This is a genomic window from Streptomyces sp. LZ34 (genome assembly GCF_053890475.1).
Genome location: NZ_CM132680.1, coordinates 242,348 through 256,130 on the forward strand (window position 1 = coordinate 242,348; position 13,783 = coordinate 256,130).

At 67.9% G+C, this 13,783-nt stretch carries 17 protein-coding genes and 1 pseudogene; 8 read left to right on the plus strand and 10 right to left on the minus strand.

All coding sequences use genetic code 11. The annotated features are described in order from the left end of the window. Positions 1-83: 83 nt before the first annotated feature. On the minus strand, positions 84-890 hold the full coding sequence (locus ACWY4P_RS01100; protein ID WP_456208185.1) for a DUF3558 family protein: 807 nt from the start codon (positions 888-890) through the stop codon (positions 84-86). A gap of 128 nt (positions 891-1,018) precedes the next feature. Between ACWY4P_RS01100 and ACWY4P_RS01105 the strand changes: the two genes are divergently transcribed. Further along, positions 1,019-1,648, plus strand: coding sequence for a hypothetical protein (locus ACWY4P_RS01105; protein ID WP_456208186.1), 630 nt, complete (start codon positions 1,019-1,021; stop codon positions 1,646-1,648). 30 nt (positions 1,649-1,678) lie between these two features. Then, positions 1,679-2,359: a hypothetical protein gene (locus ACWY4P_RS01110; protein ID WP_456208187.1), complete on the plus strand. Its 681-nt coding sequence runs from the start codon at positions 1,679-1,681 to the stop codon at positions 2,357-2,359. Here the strand turns inward: ACWY4P_RS01110 and ACWY4P_RS01115 are convergent. After that, a protein-coding gene (locus ACWY4P_RS01115) for an IS5 family transposase (RefSeq protein ID WP_456208188.1) occupies positions 2,307-3,139 on the minus strand; the annotation gives its coding sequence in 2 pieces (ribosomal slippage) (positions 2,307-2,779 and positions 2,779-3,139; 834 coding nt in all). The genes ACWY4P_RS01110 and ACWY4P_RS01115 overlap by 53 nt on opposite strands. Before the next feature lie 24 nt (positions 3,140-3,163). Between ACWY4P_RS01115 and ACWY4P_RS01120 the strand changes: the two genes are divergently transcribed. The 4 genes from ACWY4P_RS01120 (at position 3,164) to ACWY4P_RS01135 (ending at position 6,359) form a co-directional block, all read left to right on the plus strand. Beyond that, positions 3,164-3,739 (plus strand): tyrosine-type recombinase/integrase, encoded by a 576-nt coding sequence (locus tag ACWY4P_RS01120; protein ID WP_456208189.1) that lies wholly within the window; start codon positions 3,164-3,166, stop codon positions 3,737-3,739. Then, positions 3,736-4,062: a helix-turn-helix domain-containing protein gene (locus ACWY4P_RS01125; RefSeq protein ID WP_456208190.1), complete on the plus strand. Its 327-nt coding sequence runs from the start codon at positions 3,736-3,738 to the stop codon at positions 4,060-4,062. The genes ACWY4P_RS01120 and ACWY4P_RS01125 overlap by 4 nt, the downstream gene beginning before the upstream one ends. Then, complete coding sequence (locus tag ACWY4P_RS01130; protein ID WP_456208191.1) at positions 4,059-4,967, plus strand: hypothetical protein; 909 nt, start codon at positions 4,059-4,061, stop codon at positions 4,965-4,967. The genes ACWY4P_RS01125 and ACWY4P_RS01130 overlap by 4 nt, the downstream gene beginning before the upstream one ends. Before the next feature lie 228 nt (positions 4,968-5,195). Beyond that, positions 5,196-6,359, plus strand: a complete 1,164-nt coding sequence (locus ACWY4P_RS01135; protein WP_456208192.1) for a hypothetical protein — start codon at positions 5,196-5,198, stop codon at positions 6,357-6,359. A gap of 173 nt (positions 6,360-6,532) precedes the next feature. On the opposite strand, the gene ACWY4P_RS01140 is transcribed toward ACWY4P_RS01135, so the two are convergent. Then, complete coding sequence (locus tag ACWY4P_RS01140; RefSeq protein ID WP_456208193.1) at positions 6,533-7,510, minus strand: aldo/keto reductase; 978 nt, start codon at positions 7,508-7,510, stop codon at positions 6,533-6,535. 98 nt (positions 7,511-7,608) lie between these two features. Between ACWY4P_RS01140 and ACWY4P_RS01145 the strand changes: the two genes are divergently transcribed. Continuing rightward, positions 7,609-8,220 (plus strand): TetR family transcriptional regulator, encoded by a 612-nt coding sequence (locus tag ACWY4P_RS01145; RefSeq protein WP_382040052.1) that lies wholly within the window; start codon positions 7,609-7,611, stop codon positions 8,218-8,220. 211 nt (positions 8,221-8,431) lie between these two features. On the opposite strand, the gene ACWY4P_RS01150 is transcribed toward ACWY4P_RS01145, so the two are convergent. From ACWY4P_RS01150 to ACWY4P_RS01165, 4 genes are all read right to left on the minus strand, one after another. After that, positions 8,432-9,124 (minus strand): TetR/AcrR family transcriptional regulator, encoded by a 693-nt coding sequence (locus tag ACWY4P_RS01150; RefSeq protein WP_456208194.1) that lies wholly within the window; start codon positions 9,122-9,124, stop codon positions 8,432-8,434. Between the two features lie 40 nt (positions 9,125-9,164). Next, positions 9,165-9,926, minus strand: a complete 762-nt coding sequence (locus ACWY4P_RS01155) for an SDR family oxidoreductase (protein ID WP_456208195.1) — start codon at positions 9,924-9,926, stop codon at positions 9,165-9,167. A gap of 148 nt (positions 9,927-10,074) precedes the next feature. Next, a complete protein-coding gene (locus ACWY4P_RS01160; RefSeq protein ID WP_456208196.1) occupies positions 10,075-10,443 on the minus strand; it encodes an MmcQ/YjbR family DNA-binding protein in 369 nt (122 codons plus the stop codon). Further along, the gene (locus tag ACWY4P_RS01165; RefSeq protein WP_456208197.1) at positions 10,440-10,835 is read right to left on the minus strand and encodes an MmcQ/YjbR family DNA-binding protein; all 396 of its coding nucleotides are present in this window, start codon (positions 10,833-10,835) and stop codon (positions 10,440-10,442) included. Before ACWY4P_RS01165 ends, ACWY4P_RS01160 begins: the two co-directional genes overlap by 4 nt. Before the next feature lie 234 nt (positions 10,836-11,069). Here ACWY4P_RS01165 and ACWY4P_RS01170 point away from each other — a divergent pair, with 234 nt between their 5' ends. Beyond that, positions 11,070-11,918: a helix-turn-helix domain-containing protein gene (locus tag ACWY4P_RS01170; protein WP_456208198.1), complete on the plus strand. Its 849-nt coding sequence runs from the start codon at positions 11,070-11,072 to the stop codon at positions 11,916-11,918. A 294-nt stretch (positions 11,919-12,212) separates the two neighbouring features. On the opposite strand, the gene ACWY4P_RS01175 is transcribed toward ACWY4P_RS01170, so the two are convergent. The 3 genes and pseudogenes from ACWY4P_RS01175 to ACWY4P_RS01185 form a co-directional block, all read right to left on the minus strand. Next, entirely contained in the window at positions 12,213-12,773 is a 561-nt protein-coding gene (locus tag ACWY4P_RS01175; RefSeq protein WP_456213364.1) for a TetR/AcrR family transcriptional regulator, read from the minus strand. A gap of 300 nt (positions 12,774-13,073) precedes the next feature. Next, positions 13,074-13,280 (minus strand): annotated as a pseudogene (locus ACWY4P_RS01180) (hypothetical protein); the annotation flags it as partial. After that, complete coding sequence (locus ACWY4P_RS01185; RefSeq protein ID WP_456208199.1) at positions 13,225-13,644, minus strand: cyclophilin-like fold protein; 420 nt, start codon at positions 13,642-13,644, stop codon at positions 13,225-13,227. The pseudogene ACWY4P_RS01180 and the gene ACWY4P_RS01185, both read right to left, overlap by 56 nt. Between the last annotated feature and the right edge of the window lie 139 nt (positions 13,645-13,783).

The following is a 13,783-nucleotide window of genomic DNA, read 5'->3' on the forward strand; positions in this document are numbered from 1 at the left end:
AGGAGCAGCACTTTCGGCCGGTTTAGGAAGCAGTCGAGGATGTGGGTGGCTTTGAGATGTTCGTGAGAAATGACATGAAGACGTCATCGGATATGAGTCAGGGCAGCGGCGGCGACCGACGCCCCCGCGGGACACGTTCCCTCCTGCGATACCTCGGGGTCCGGAATGGTCGTGGCGCCGATCAAGCGATCGACATCGTGCACCGCGACGAAGATGAAGCAGATCTTCTGAAATTCGGCCTGCACAGCCTTGTGCCGCCCCACCGGCACCTGCGAGACGCGCCCGTTCTTGGTCATAGTCCGCGCGTAGGACAGTGGTAGATCCAGTGCAAGGCTGACGTTCTGACCTGCCAACTTCCAGTGGCATGTGGCCCCGTGCTTGCCGGACTCCGGTTTCCCCCGACCGCTGATTCCGAGGGCGGCGAGGTCGTGCCCGTCGAGGGCGAGGCACGGCCGCGACGCCAGTTGCGCCTGGGTGTACTTGCTCGGTTGCGGTGCGGCGGGGGACGAGGACGAGGATGTTGGTTGGGGGGACGATGGCCGCGGCGTGGCCTGCCTGCTCGAACACCCGACGCCGAGGAGACTTACGGCAAGTACGAGCACAAGTCCGGTTTCTCCGCGGGAGTGCCCGCTCCGGGGACGCTGATCAAGATCGAATCGCGGCATATCGGCACGGTAATGGCGCCGTGCGGGGACCGGTCCCCGCACGCCCCGCCGTTGCCGACCGGAGTTGCTGAGAGCCTGAACCATCATCAGGAGCCCCTCACTCCCAACGAGTCCTCGGCTCGCGCGGGTGCTGGCGAGAGCGCGGCGGCTCACGGCCCAACGCCTCGGCCAGTGCGGCACCGTCATGGACTGATCAACGAAGCGGGGCAGCGCACGGCGGGGCATGGCTCTGCTCAAGGGCGTAGGTGCAGCGTCATGCCGCGGAGCAGTGGTGCGTCGTCGAAGGGGACGGTTTCGCCGATGGTGCGGTAGCTCCACTGCTCGCAGAGGGTGACGACCTTACCGTATGTGGCGTGGACGAGCAGTGTGACGCGGTCTTCGGGGCGGTCGGCGATCAGGGCGTCGTGGATGCGCCGGGTACTCCGCGACCACTCAGTCGCGACTCCCGTTCGAAGTTACTCCCTCCCCAGCAGATCCTGGTGGGCATGCCGCGGTGCCTCACCAGGCTGCAGCAGGGGCCCGGTCTCCTCGTGCTTCTCACGGACCAGGAGGTTGCCGGCCCAGGCCGCGCGCCTGAGGCGGCGCAGGCGGTGGATCTACTCGGCCGGGTCCGGTCGACGGCCGCACGGGCCGCCTGGGCGCGCTGGTTCCGGATCGTGGTGAAGTCGCTGGGCGGCAGCCCGTACAGCTCATCGGCGACGGTCTCCAGATCCACCACACCCTCCACCGGCACCGCAATGCCCCTTATCGGAATTTTTTCATGTTTTGACGGAGCACCGCTCAGACCGCGGTGCGCCTCGCCCGCCGACAGCCCGCCCACGCCGATAGCAGGCGCCACCGAGGGGCTGGTCGCCGAGAGGGCACACCAGCGCTATCAGCCCGGCCGCCGCGGGTGGCTGAAGTATCCAAACAGGATGAATTGCATCAGCTGCAACAGTTCGTACACCTTCGCATCGGCCGTTGCTGCTGATCAGATCCCCTGACGCGGGAATGCCCGGAGTCCCCTTGCACAGGTGACCAGCACCGCTCTGTATGGACGCAACAATGATGCGTTTGATACAACGGCGCACATGGTCGCTGAGGCACCCGGTTCGGTGCGTCTTGCCCTGGCTCCGAACGTCGTCCTTCTGGACCCGGAGCCAGCGGTTTCCTCTGCAATGAGGGAGGGTTGGGCTCGGCAGCAGTCCGCGCGGTTTCTCCAGGCTTCGACGATCCACCCTCGGCTGCGTCTGCTTCAACGGTTCGAGGAGTTCACGGGGTTGTACCCGTGGCAGTGGACTCCCGCCGATGGCGAGGCATTCATTGTCCACCTTCGCAGCGGGTCCAAGCCGATCCAGTTGTCTACGGCTCGGTCTTACGAGGTGGTGATCGAGTTGTTCGTGGAGTACTTGCTGGACCGCCGGTACGGGTGGGTTGAGACGTGCCAGGAACGGTTCGGCCTGTCACCGCAGGTGATCTTCCACGAAGGCAACTCTGTCCTGCACTCGGTGGAGTACGAGGGCGATCCCCGGCGTCGGCCTCTGACCTACGACGAGGTCCAAGCTCTGTTCGACGCCGCCGATGCCCGACCTCGACGCATTCACGGGCAGGGCCGGAAGGGCACACTCACCGCACTACGCGATGCTGCCGCACTCAGAACACCTATCGGAATGAGTTCAGACGTCGCCAGCAGATCAGTGCGCATCCGAGGGTGAGGAAGGCTTCGTGGATGTCGTCGCGTATCTCCCAGCGGATCCGCAGGCGGCGGAACCAGTGCAGGTGGGCGAATGCTCGCTCCACGACCCAGCGTTGGGTGCCCAGTCCGGAGCCGTGCTCGGTGCCCCGGCGGGCGATCAGCGGCTTCACGCCGAGATCCCGGACCAGGCGGCGGTACTTGTCGTGGTCGTAGCCGCGGTCGCCCAGCACCACGTCCGGGCGGCGCCGGGGCCAGCCTCGTTTGCCCCGCACCGGCGGCACAGCCTGAAGCAGTGGGATCAGCTGGGTGACGTCATTGCGGTCGCCGCCGGTCAGGGTGGCGGCGAGTGGGATGCCGGTGGCGTCGGTGATCAGGTGGTGTTTGCTGCCCGTCCTGCCCCGGTCGACGGGGCTTCGTCCGGTCTTTGGGCCCCCTTTAACGCCCGGATGTGGGAACCGTCGACGGCCGCCCGGGAGAAGTCCAGGGCGTTCGCGCTGCGAAGCCTGGCGAGGAGGACCTCGTGCAGCCGGGGCCACACACCGGCTTCGGTCCACTCGGCCAGGCGGCGCCAGCAGGTCATGCCTGAGCCGAAGCCGAGTTCCTGCGGAAGGTGTTCCCAGGCAATCCCGGTGTGCAGCACGAACAGGATGCCCTGGAACACCAACCGGTCCGGATGCCGCTTACGCCCGGGGTGCCGGGCCCGACGCTCGACCTTGGGCAGCAGCGGCTCGATCACCGCCCACAGCTCGTCGTCGACTTCCCATGGCTTCGGCCGAGCCACCCAGCACCCCCGGATCATCAGTCCCGGAGTGATCCAACCACCTTGAAGATCATTTCGTTAGGAGTTCTCAAGACCATCTACGCCTACGGCACCCGGCGGACCGAGTCCTCGAAGGTCGACCTGGTGGATCTGCGACGGCACAGGAAGGCGCCGCAGTTTGGGCAAGCCGGCAGCATGACCGTCCGGTACGGCAAGTCCTCCAAGGGCACACCGCCGAAGCGACGGACCGTGCTTCTGGTCCCCGAGATGGACTGGGTAGTCGACGTCCTCGACGAGTGGGTGCACGAGATTCGCCCGTGGCTCTCGCCGGACCGGCACCCGGCCTTGTGGGTGACCGAGCGGGTCGGCCGCATGTCTCCCCGCTCGATCAACGAGGCGTTCGTGACGGCACGCCAGGACGCCGGCCTCGACGGGGACCTCGACCTGCACTGTCTGCGCCACAGCTACATCACGCATCTGACCGAGTTCGGCTACCCTGCCCGCTTCGTTCAAGAGCAGGTGGGCCATACCCACGCGTCTACGACGGCCATCTATATGGGTGTCTCTGACGAGTACCGGAACCAGCTCCTGGAAGCTTCGCTGAAGCGCCGGCTGGGTGACGACTGGGACCTTAAATGATCAAGAAGATGGGCTACGAGTGGTGTCTGCGGGGCACGATGGCCGAGCACCAGATGTTCCAGACCTCGGACCTGGTGCCGCTCCTGGCAGAACGTGGCGTGACCCTGTCGCGTGAGCAGGTCTACCGCTTGGTGACACAGCCGCCCCAGCGGATGAGCATGGACACCTTGGTCGCGCTGTGCGACATCTTCGAGTGCACGCCGAACGATCTCATCAAGCCGAAGGTGGTCAACGCACAGGTCAAGAAGACCGCGGACGGACAGGCCGAGCCACTGCCGCTGAAAGAACGGCGGACCACGATCCGGCGCCCAGGTCAGCCGTGAGGCCACCGACACCGGACCAGCTCCGCTTACGCGCCGAACTCGCTGCCGCCCAGGAGCAGATCGTCACGCTGCTGCGGTCAGCGGTGGGCGAATCCCTGGCCCCCGAACAGGCGCAGGCCGTGGCGGAGGAAGCCCGGGCATGGCGTGGTGCGAACGCCTTCCGCCTGGTGCGCTATCTGTCCGACAGGCCCGACGCTCTGAGCCTGCCGAGTAGCGACTGCCCGACCTGCGTGGTGCGTTTGCTGGCTGCGCTGACCGCCATCGGCCACGGTGACACGGTCGCCCTGGTGCCCTGCGGCGACTGCGGACGGACCGACCCTCTTCCCACCAACAACGGACCGGCGGGGCGACTGTGTTCACGCTGCGCCGGCCGACGTGCCAAGAAGCCGTGCGCCCGCTGCGGCAAAGTGGCCGGCATCTACGCCCGCCGACCGGAGGGCGGCATCTGCAATCCGTGCAGGAACAAGGAGCCGGATGCCAAGGAGGAATGCGCCGACTGCCACCGCATGATGATCTCGTACCGGCGCCTGCCCGACGGCACCAGCCTCTGCCAGACCTGTGCTCCCAAGAACACTCAGACCTGCTGCCGTTGCGGACGGGTACGCCGGGTCAACGCCCTGACCTCCGACGGGCCGGTCTGCGGCGGCTGCTACTCCAGCCCTCCCCGCCTGTGCGGTGTCTGCGGACAGATCGTTCCCATCGTCGCCCGAGCCGACGGCACCAGGCCGGACACCTGCGACCGGTGCTACAAGCGACACGAAAAGACCTGCGCCATCTGTGAACGGGTCCGCCCCGGACACCACATCAACGGTGGCCTGGGCCCGTTCCACTGCGACACGTGCCGCCCTCGCGAAGAGTGCGCATGTGCCCTGTGCGGCCGGATCGGGAAGGTCAAGGTCTTCTGACCCAAGGGACCGGTGTGCGACCCCTGCTACAGAACAGCCCTGTCGACCCCTGCACCGTGCGCGTCGTGCAACCGACATCGCATCCTGATCGGTCAGACGGCCGAGGGAAGCCCCCTGTGCAAGGCGTGCTCGTTCCCCGACGAACCGGTCGAGCGGTGTTCAGCCTGCGATGAGCCGGCGGACCTCTACTCCGGCCGCCGCTGCCCCCGCTGCACCCTGGCCGCCCGCGTGACCGACCTGCTCTCCGCGGACGGCGCAAGCGTGGCCCAGCCGCTCCAACCCCTCGCCGCGGTACTGACCGGCGCGGACAACCCCTACCGCGCCCTGCAGTGGCTGCGCCGAAGCCCTGCCGCCCGCCTCCTGGGACGCCTGGCCCTCGATCCCGAAGCACTGGACCACAAATCCCTCGACGCGCTGCCGCAACGGACTGCCACCGCCTACGTGCGTGGGCTACTCGTCACCGCCGGCATCCTGCCGCCACGCGATGAGAATCTCGCCCTCCTCACCAACTGGGTCGCACGGACCGTGGCCGAACTGCCACCACGGCACGCCAATCTCGTCCGTCCGTTCGCCGAGTGGCACATCATCCGCGACGCCCGCCGACGCTCATCCCGCGGCCGTTACACCTATGCCGCACACAAGGGTGACTGCGGCAACGTCCTCGCCGCCATCAACTTCCTGAACTGGCTCGACACCCAGCACCTGAGTCTCCCCCAGCTCCAGCAGCGGCATCTGGACACCTGGGCGATCGACCGGCCAACCCTGCGCTCCCGTTCCATCCCCTTACTCCGCTGGAGCACTGCACGACGCCTCTGCCCGCCCGATCTGGTCATCGAGCACTCAGCCGCCCAACTCCCAGGCCACTTCCAGGCCGAGGAGGAGCACCGAACAGAGCTGCTGCGCTGCTTCAACGACACGGCGTTGCCCCTGGAGGTCCGCGTCGCGGCTGCTCTCGTCCGCCTCTACGCCCTCCCCCTGACCCGCATCGTCGAACTCACTGACGGCCACATTCGCCACGACCAGGGGCATACCTACCTGACGGTCAACCACCACCCCTTCGTGCTCCCGCCGAAGCTCGCCCGCCTCATTGACGATCAGCTCCAGCACAGCCCCCGGCACAGCAACACGGCCGGGTGCAGATACCTCTTGCCCGGTCACAGCCCTGGACGCCCGCGCAACCCCCTCGGCCTCGCCGACACCCTGAGACACCACGGTCTGCCCGCCCGCGCAGCACGGAACACCGCCATGATGGACGCTCTGGTAGACCTGCCGCCCATGGTCATCGCCGACCTGCTCGGCATCCACCCCAAGACAGCCGAACGCTGGGCCACCCTCGCCGGCAGGAACTGGTCCGACTACTTGACTGCGCGACGGGCCGCCCCGCAGGGCTAGGCAGTGGAGCAGGGCATTGTTCCGAGTCTGATCGTTGTCCTGGTCGGTGGTTTCGTGCGGTGACGGACTCGCCTGTTGACTCCAGGTGGCAGGTGCGCGGGGCTGCCGGGGCCCTCGGGGTGAGGGTCCCGGCGGTGTCCGTCAGGAAGGGCGGCTCGGGTCCCGGGGCGGACTCAGATCCAGACGGGGGCGTGGTCCTCGGAGTAGCGGGCGCCGAAGCCGCCGTGCGGCAGGATCTCGTCGATCGTGGCGAGGTCGGCCCCGGTCAGAGGGACGTCGGCGGCGCCGGCGTTCTCCTCGATGCGCTGGACGCTGCGGGTGCCGGGGATCGGCACTACGTGCTCGCCCCGGGTGAGCAGCCAGGCCAGGGCCAGCTGGGAAACGGTGATGCCCTTGGTTGCGGCCAGGTCGCCGAGCTTGCCCACGGCCTCGACGTTCTTCTCGAAGTTGCCAGGCTGCCAGCGGGGGTCGGCGTTGCGCATGTCGGTGGTGTCGTATTCGCCGGCGGGCTTGGCGGTGCCGGTGATGAAGCCGCGGCCGAGCGGTGAGTAGGCGACGAAGCCGACGCCCAGTTCGTCGAGGACCGGGAAGAGCTGCTCGACGTCCCGCTCGAACAGGGAGTACTCGGTCTGCAGGACGGAGACCGGCTGCACGGCGTGCGCCCTGCGGATGGTCTGCGGGCCGGCCTCGCTCAGGCCGAAGTACTTGACCTTGCCCGCGTCGATCAGCTCCTTGACGGTGCCGGCCACGTCCTCGATCGGCACGTCCGGGTCGACGCGGTGCTGGTAGAGGACGTCGATGTGGTCGACGCCGAGGTAGCGCAGGCTGTTGTCGGTGACCGTACGGATGTTGTCCGGGCGGCTGTTGAGGCCCAGCCCCTGCTCCGTCCGCGCGAAGCCGAACTTGGTGGCCAGCACGACCTCGTCGCGGAAGTCCCTTACCGCCTTGCCGAGTAGGACCTCGTTGTTACCGGTGCCCCAGCCGTAGAGCTCGGCGGTGTCGAAGAAGGTGACGCCCAGGTCGTGGGCGCGCCGGATGGCGGCGACACCCTCCTGCTCGTCGCCGGGGCCGTAGGCCATCGTCAGGCCCATCGAGCCATAGCCGATCGCCGAGACCTCCAGGCCCTGGCTGCCGAGTGTCCGGTGCTGCATGACGCGCTCCTCAGGTCAAACCAAAATGTTTGTTTTTACCGTACGCCCTGCGGGCAGCCTTCGCCAAACAGATCTTTTTGGTTGGGTATTCTTCAGGCATGGCAGCTTCGACCAGCGCAGACTCGACCCGTGACCGTATCGTCACCGCGGCACGGGCCGAGTTCGCCCGGTACGGAATCGCCGGCGCACGGATCACCCGCATCGCCAAGGCCGCGAAGACCAGCTCGGAACGCCTCTACGCGTACTTCCGCAGCAAGGAAGAGCTCTACCGGTTCGTCGCCGAACAGGAGCTGGCCGCGGTGCTCGAGGCGACCCGCCTGGACCCCACCGATCTGCCCGAATACGCGGGGCGAGTGCACGACTACTTCCTCCGGCACCCCGACCGCTTCCGGTTCATGAGCTGGGGGCGCCTGGAACTCGCCGGCGACGCCGCCGACCCCGTCACCCAGGAAACCTTCCGCCGAAAGGCCGAGCAGCTCCGCAAGGCCCAGGAGGCCGGTCACCTGGATCCCGCCTGGGACCCCATCGACATCCTCGTCTTCGTCAGCCAGCTCGCCACGGCCTGGGCCGGCCAACTCGACCTCGTGGACGCGGCGGCCGACCAGGTCCGCGACCCCTCCCCGGCAGCCCGCCGCGCCGCCGTCGTCACTGCCGTGCAGCGTCTCTTTCCTGCCACCGCAGGCGACGCCGGCGTCGGGGCTGGGAGCTGACCGATCGACTTCGGCATCAGCCCGGCCGCATCCTTCGCCCGCTGGTGGGCCAACGTGTCGAAGAAGTAGGACTGCTCATCCCCCTGCCCCGAGCGCTCGGCCGATCGGTGTGGAGTGAGGACCTCCGCCAGGCTGGCCGACTCAGGTGCGGGCCGCCACCCTGCGTCCGACGCTTCTGCGGTCGGCTGGCAGTAGCCGCCGCGTCCGGGGTTCAGGATTCGGTGCGATAGCGGGTGAGCATGAGGGCGACGGCTTCGTCCACGATCGTGGTGTCGGTGGGGTCGGGCGGGACGAAGTCGGTCCGTACGAGTTGAGGCCACAGGAGCTGGCCGCAGATCATGCCGAGGAACTGTTCGGCCACGGCGGATGTCGGCTGTGTCTGTCCGTCGGCCGAGCGGAAGTCGAGTGTGCCGGCCTGTGCTTCGGCGTCCAGGTAGTCGCGGAGCCGGTCGAAGAAGGGTCCGCGGTCGATGGCGAAGCCGGTGCCGACGATGTCGGCGAGTTCCGGCATCTGGGGAAGTTCGGTGATGAGGAGGCGGCACAGCGCCGCCGTGCCGGGCCGCGAGACCAGGCAGGCGTAGTCGCGGCCGATGTGGTCCAGACCGTACCGGGGATCACCAGGCGGGGGCGGTGCGGCGTACTGCACGTCCAGCTGCCACTGTTCGGAGGTGACGGCTGCGAACAGCGCGGCCTTGGAGGGGTACCGCTTGAAGAGGGTGCCGGTGGAGACGCGGGCCTCCCTGGCGATCTGGGCCAGGGAGGTCTTGTCGTATCCCCGGGCGAGGAAGAGGTCGCGGGCGGCGCGGATGATGCGCGCGCGGTTCTCCGCTTTGATCTGCGCGTGATACCCGGCCTGGCACGTATCGCCACCGGTTTCCGCTCGGTCACGGTCCGCCACCGACATACCCACGCCCCTCGCCCGTCTCCCAGCCGCATCCTCGCTGTCAGAGGACGGTCTGGCCGCCGTCCAGGATAAGGTCCTGGCCCACAGCGAAGGCGGAGGCATCGGAAGCCAGATACACGACGGCTTCCGCGACCTCCTCGGGCATGCCCATGCGACCCAGGGGGATGCCGGAGCTGATCGCCTCCAGAACCGCCTTCTGCTGCTCGGGATCCTCGATTCCGAGCTTGGAGCCGGAGTACAGCGGGGTGTCCACGGGGCCGGGGCTGACCGCGTTGAACCGGATGCCGTGCGACCTGAGCAGGTCCGCGTTCCACGACCGCATCAGGGAGGCGACAGCCGCCTTGGTCGCGGCGTAGGCGTTTGAGTGACCGTAACCGCCGTGCGCACTGTTGGACGCGTTGAGGATGACCGAGGACGGGTTGGCCAGCACGGGCACCAGGGCCTGCGTGAGGAAGAAGACGCTCTTGACGTTGATGTCGAAGAGCCGGTCGTAGCTGTCCTCCGTGTGGTCCTCGAACGGCCGCCAGTCCGAGACGCCGGCGTTCAGGAACGCCACGTCCAGTTGTCCGAAGTGCTCACGCACCCGCTCCGCCAGGCCGCGCTGCGCATCGAGATCGCGCGCATCGGCCTGGACCACCGGCACCTTGTCCCCAAGGATCTGCCGCGCCTTCTCGATGCTGGCCGGGGTGACCCCCGTGACCAGCACGTCGGCCCCCTCCGTGACAAAACGCTGCGCGGTCTCCAGACCGATCCCACTCGTGCCGCCGGTGATGAGGGCGCGCTTGCCCGCAAGACGATTCATCTTCATTGTTCCTTGCCGAGTCGTAAGGTAAGTCGACGGACTCACCACCTGAAGGTAACCCCCACGCCACTCTGGAGGCAAGTTGATCCACTTACCATCGGCGGTCTGGGGCGGTTCGGCCAGGCCGGAGAGGGGAAGCTCGCGGCGCTCATCGGGCACTGGGGCGGTCGCGTCGCGGCAGCCGCTCGACGACCAGGTCGTAGGAATCCTCGACCGCGTCGGTGACCAATCGCTCGGTGATGCCGGGGCCTGGTCCCAGGGAGATCCAGTGGCGTTTGCCGAGATAGCGGCCCGGTGTGATCGAGGGGTAGCCGCGTTCTTGCGCGCGGGCGTGTTCGGGTTCGCACTTGACCGTGATGATCTGTTCGTCCGGGTCGTCGGTGACGATCAGGAACACCTTGCCTGCGACCTTGTACACGTCGAGTCTGGGGGTGAAGGGGTAGCCGTGGCTGACGTCGGGGAGGGCCCGGGCCGCCTGGCGGGCGGTGTCCTGGAGCCGGTCGCCGGCCGCGCTCACGGGGCCGCCCGCGTGCCGGTGCCGTAGGTGTGCGGGTCGACGGGCCGCTCGGCCTTGGGCAGGTGAGCGACGACGAGCCGGTAGGAGTCGGTGACGAGTTCCTCGACCAGTTTCTTGTCGACGCCTTCCCCGCTCTCCAGGGTGATCCAGTGCTTCTTGTTCATGTGGTAGCCGGGGGTGATGTGGCTGTACTGCTGCCGCAGGGCGTGGGCCTCGCCGGGGTCCGCCTTGAGGATCACGACGGGCCGCCCCGGGACTTCGGTCATCAGCATGAACACCTTGCCGCGCACCTTGAAGACCTCCCAGTCGGGGCCGAAGGGGTGCTCCAGGTGGGCTCCGGGGAGTTGCTCCGCGCAGTCGGCGGCGGTCTTGTGCAGGGCCGATCCGTTCATGGGTGGTGAGCCTTCTCAGGTGGTGACGGAATGTGGCATCGAAGGAGGCGGAGGGCGCGCCGCGCGGGCGCGGTGGCACGTCCCATCCTTCCGTCGAAGCCGACTGGAAGGGCAGTAGGCTGCGGACACGTGATGGTCGACAAGCGACACTCCAAACCGAGCAGGCAGGCCGGACCAGCTGCGGTTCCGCTGTACGGTTTCCAGCCCCCGGTCGGTACTCCCTACGGCCTTGAGGTGAGTACCGTCGAGGATTTTTTCGCCCAGCACGACGACTGGCCGTGGAGCCCGCCCCGTCCGGGCCGTGCCACCTTCCACTACCTCATCGCGGTCACCGAGGGTGAGCTGCTGCACGACGTCGACCACGTCACACGGATCGTCGCCCCCGGCCAGTGGCTGTGGGTGCGTCCCGGGCACGCGCAGTGCTGGCATCCGCCCGGCGCGGCCCGCGGCCCGTTCATTCTGTTCGAACCGGACGTGCTGCGGCCCGACCTCGCCCGTCTCCTGGCCCCGCTCACCGCGCACGAGGCCCCTGCCGTGCTCAGCCCGCACCCCGACGACACCGCCTGGCTCCAGCAGACGGCACTCCAGCTCCTGGACGAACACCGCGCACTCGGGCGCCGCCCCCTCGACGTCCACCACGCCCTGCGGCGCAGCCTGCTCGAATCGCTGCTGCTGCGCCTGGCCAACTCCCCGGGCATCGCCCCCGTCGGCACGGCAACGGCCGCCGCCACGGCCCGCGCCGGCCGTGGCCGTGCCGACAGGTACGGGCGCTTCCTGGACGCCCTGGAGCTGCACTTTCGCGAGCTGCATCAAGCCGCGGATTACGCCGAGTTGCTCGGCTGCTCGGTCCGCACCCTCAGCCGTGCCGCCCGGGACGCCACCGGCAAGGGGGTGCGTGAACTCATCGACGAGCGGCGCCTCCTGGAAGCCCGACGCCTGCTGGGAGGTGCCCGGTGGGACGCCCGGGCTGTGGCTGTCCACCTCGGCTTCACCGATCCCGCGAACTTCGGCCGCTTCTTCCGCGACCGCACCGGTCTCACCCCGGCCGCCTTCGCGGCCCGCGCAGCGAGGACCGACGCGTGACGGAAACCCGGCGTAGGCCCCGTGCCCGTCAGGAGGCGATGGCTCCCTTCGCGGTCTGCGTGAACGCCCCATGGGAGTGCACGATGTGCCACTCGCCGTCGATCACCTCATGACCAGGCGCCTTGCCCGGAAAGGCGCCACCCCCAGCTGGCCGAGGAAACCCGCCCCGGCCGACACCTGAACGTTCCAGGCCACGGATGCCCGCCGGGCCTCGGCACGTCCATGAACAGTCAACAGTGCCCGGTCATTTCCGCTTAAGTGAATAGCCAGACGATTCTGGCCAGTCCTCTGCCCTCACCGGTCCGCGTCTTGTCGGGAAAGACCGTCGAGGATGACGTTCATCAAAGGCCGTGCCCTTGATTCCCACTCATCCCGGTCCAGTCGGCCGAGGTATGCGATGAGCAGGAGGACCCCGTGGGCGTCCACGTCTGCGCGGATGGAACCTGCCGCTTTCCCGGCGTCCAGCAGGTGACCGAGGGCGCCCTCGATGGGGTTGTGGCTTTGGGCGGCAAGGTCCTGCCACGCCGCCGCCTCAAGCGCTGCCAGGACGCCGCGCTTGATGTCGGCGTAGTCGATCACTCGGTCGAGCCAGTTACGCAAGGCTTCCACAGGCTCGTGTCCCGCCAGCAGAGCGGAGGCGGCGACCACGAGTTCTTCGACATCGCGCCGGTACACCTCGGCGAGGAGCGCTTCGCGGTTGGGAAAGTGCCGGTAGAGCGTTCCCTGTCCTACACCGGCGCGCTTGGCGATCTCGTTGAGGGGGACGTCGTTGGACTCGGCAACGGCTGCGCGGGCGGCCTCCAGGATGCGGGTCCGGTTCTGCGCCGCATCCCGACGGCGTGCTGGCGCGCTCATAGGCTTCTCCTGATGTCCACCCACCACGAAGGGACACGTGTCCGGTGGGGCGGGCCGCGCACGGGAAGGCGGAAACGAGGAGCAACCGGCCAACTCCTGCCTTCGCTGCGGCGGTTGCCGCGATTTCCACGCCCTGCCCGTCGACGGCGTCCGCCTGTCGCGGGCTGGCCTCCGCTCGCGCTCGCGGTGAAGACGACTGCGTCGGCACCTTTGACGGGCGGCTGGAGTGTCGACGCTGAGCGACGTCAGGTCGCCGAGATCCGGCTCTATTCCGTCGGATTCCAAGGTGTGCGCCTGCCCGGTATGGCGGTGAAGGCCCACGACCTGGTCGCCCTGTTCGATGAGTTGTGCGGCGAGGCGGGAGCCGACGCCGCCGGTCGCCCCGATGACGAGACCCGGGACATGACCCCTCCTCTCGTTGGTTGACGACTTCGGCGGCTCCGGCTGGGTCTCAGTCGACGGCCTCGATGGTGACGTCGACCGCGCCGTCGTACTTCTTGAAGACATCGGCCTCCGACTCGATTTCGCCGAGGATGACGATGCCGGGGGCGGGGATGGACTGGCCGTCGTGGTCGTAGAAGATGGCGATGTCGGGACCGGGTGACCAGTAGGCGATGTGGCCGATCTTGTAGCTGGACTGCGGCGTGCCTCCCGTGGCGAGAGACCGGGGCAGGTGACCGTACTTCTCGCGCTTGAGCAGGTCGTTCGTCTGCAGCCTCAGCGGAAGCAGCGAGGCGAAGTCGCGTGCCGTCGCGTTGTCGTCGAGGGTTGCGTTGAGGACGGTTTCTCCGGCGGTCAGTCGGATTTTCATATGGGTCCTGCCCTCTGGGGTGTTGCCGGAGTGATCGTCGGCGGCCGACACGTACGCCATGTTCATCGGGGTACGAGCTTCAGTTCGGCACGGACCCCGCGAAGGTAACTTCCACACCATCGCGATGGCAAGTCGATCCACTTACCATCGAGGCTTGGGGCTGGTCGGCCATTTGCCAGGCACGGCCACGGCCACGGCC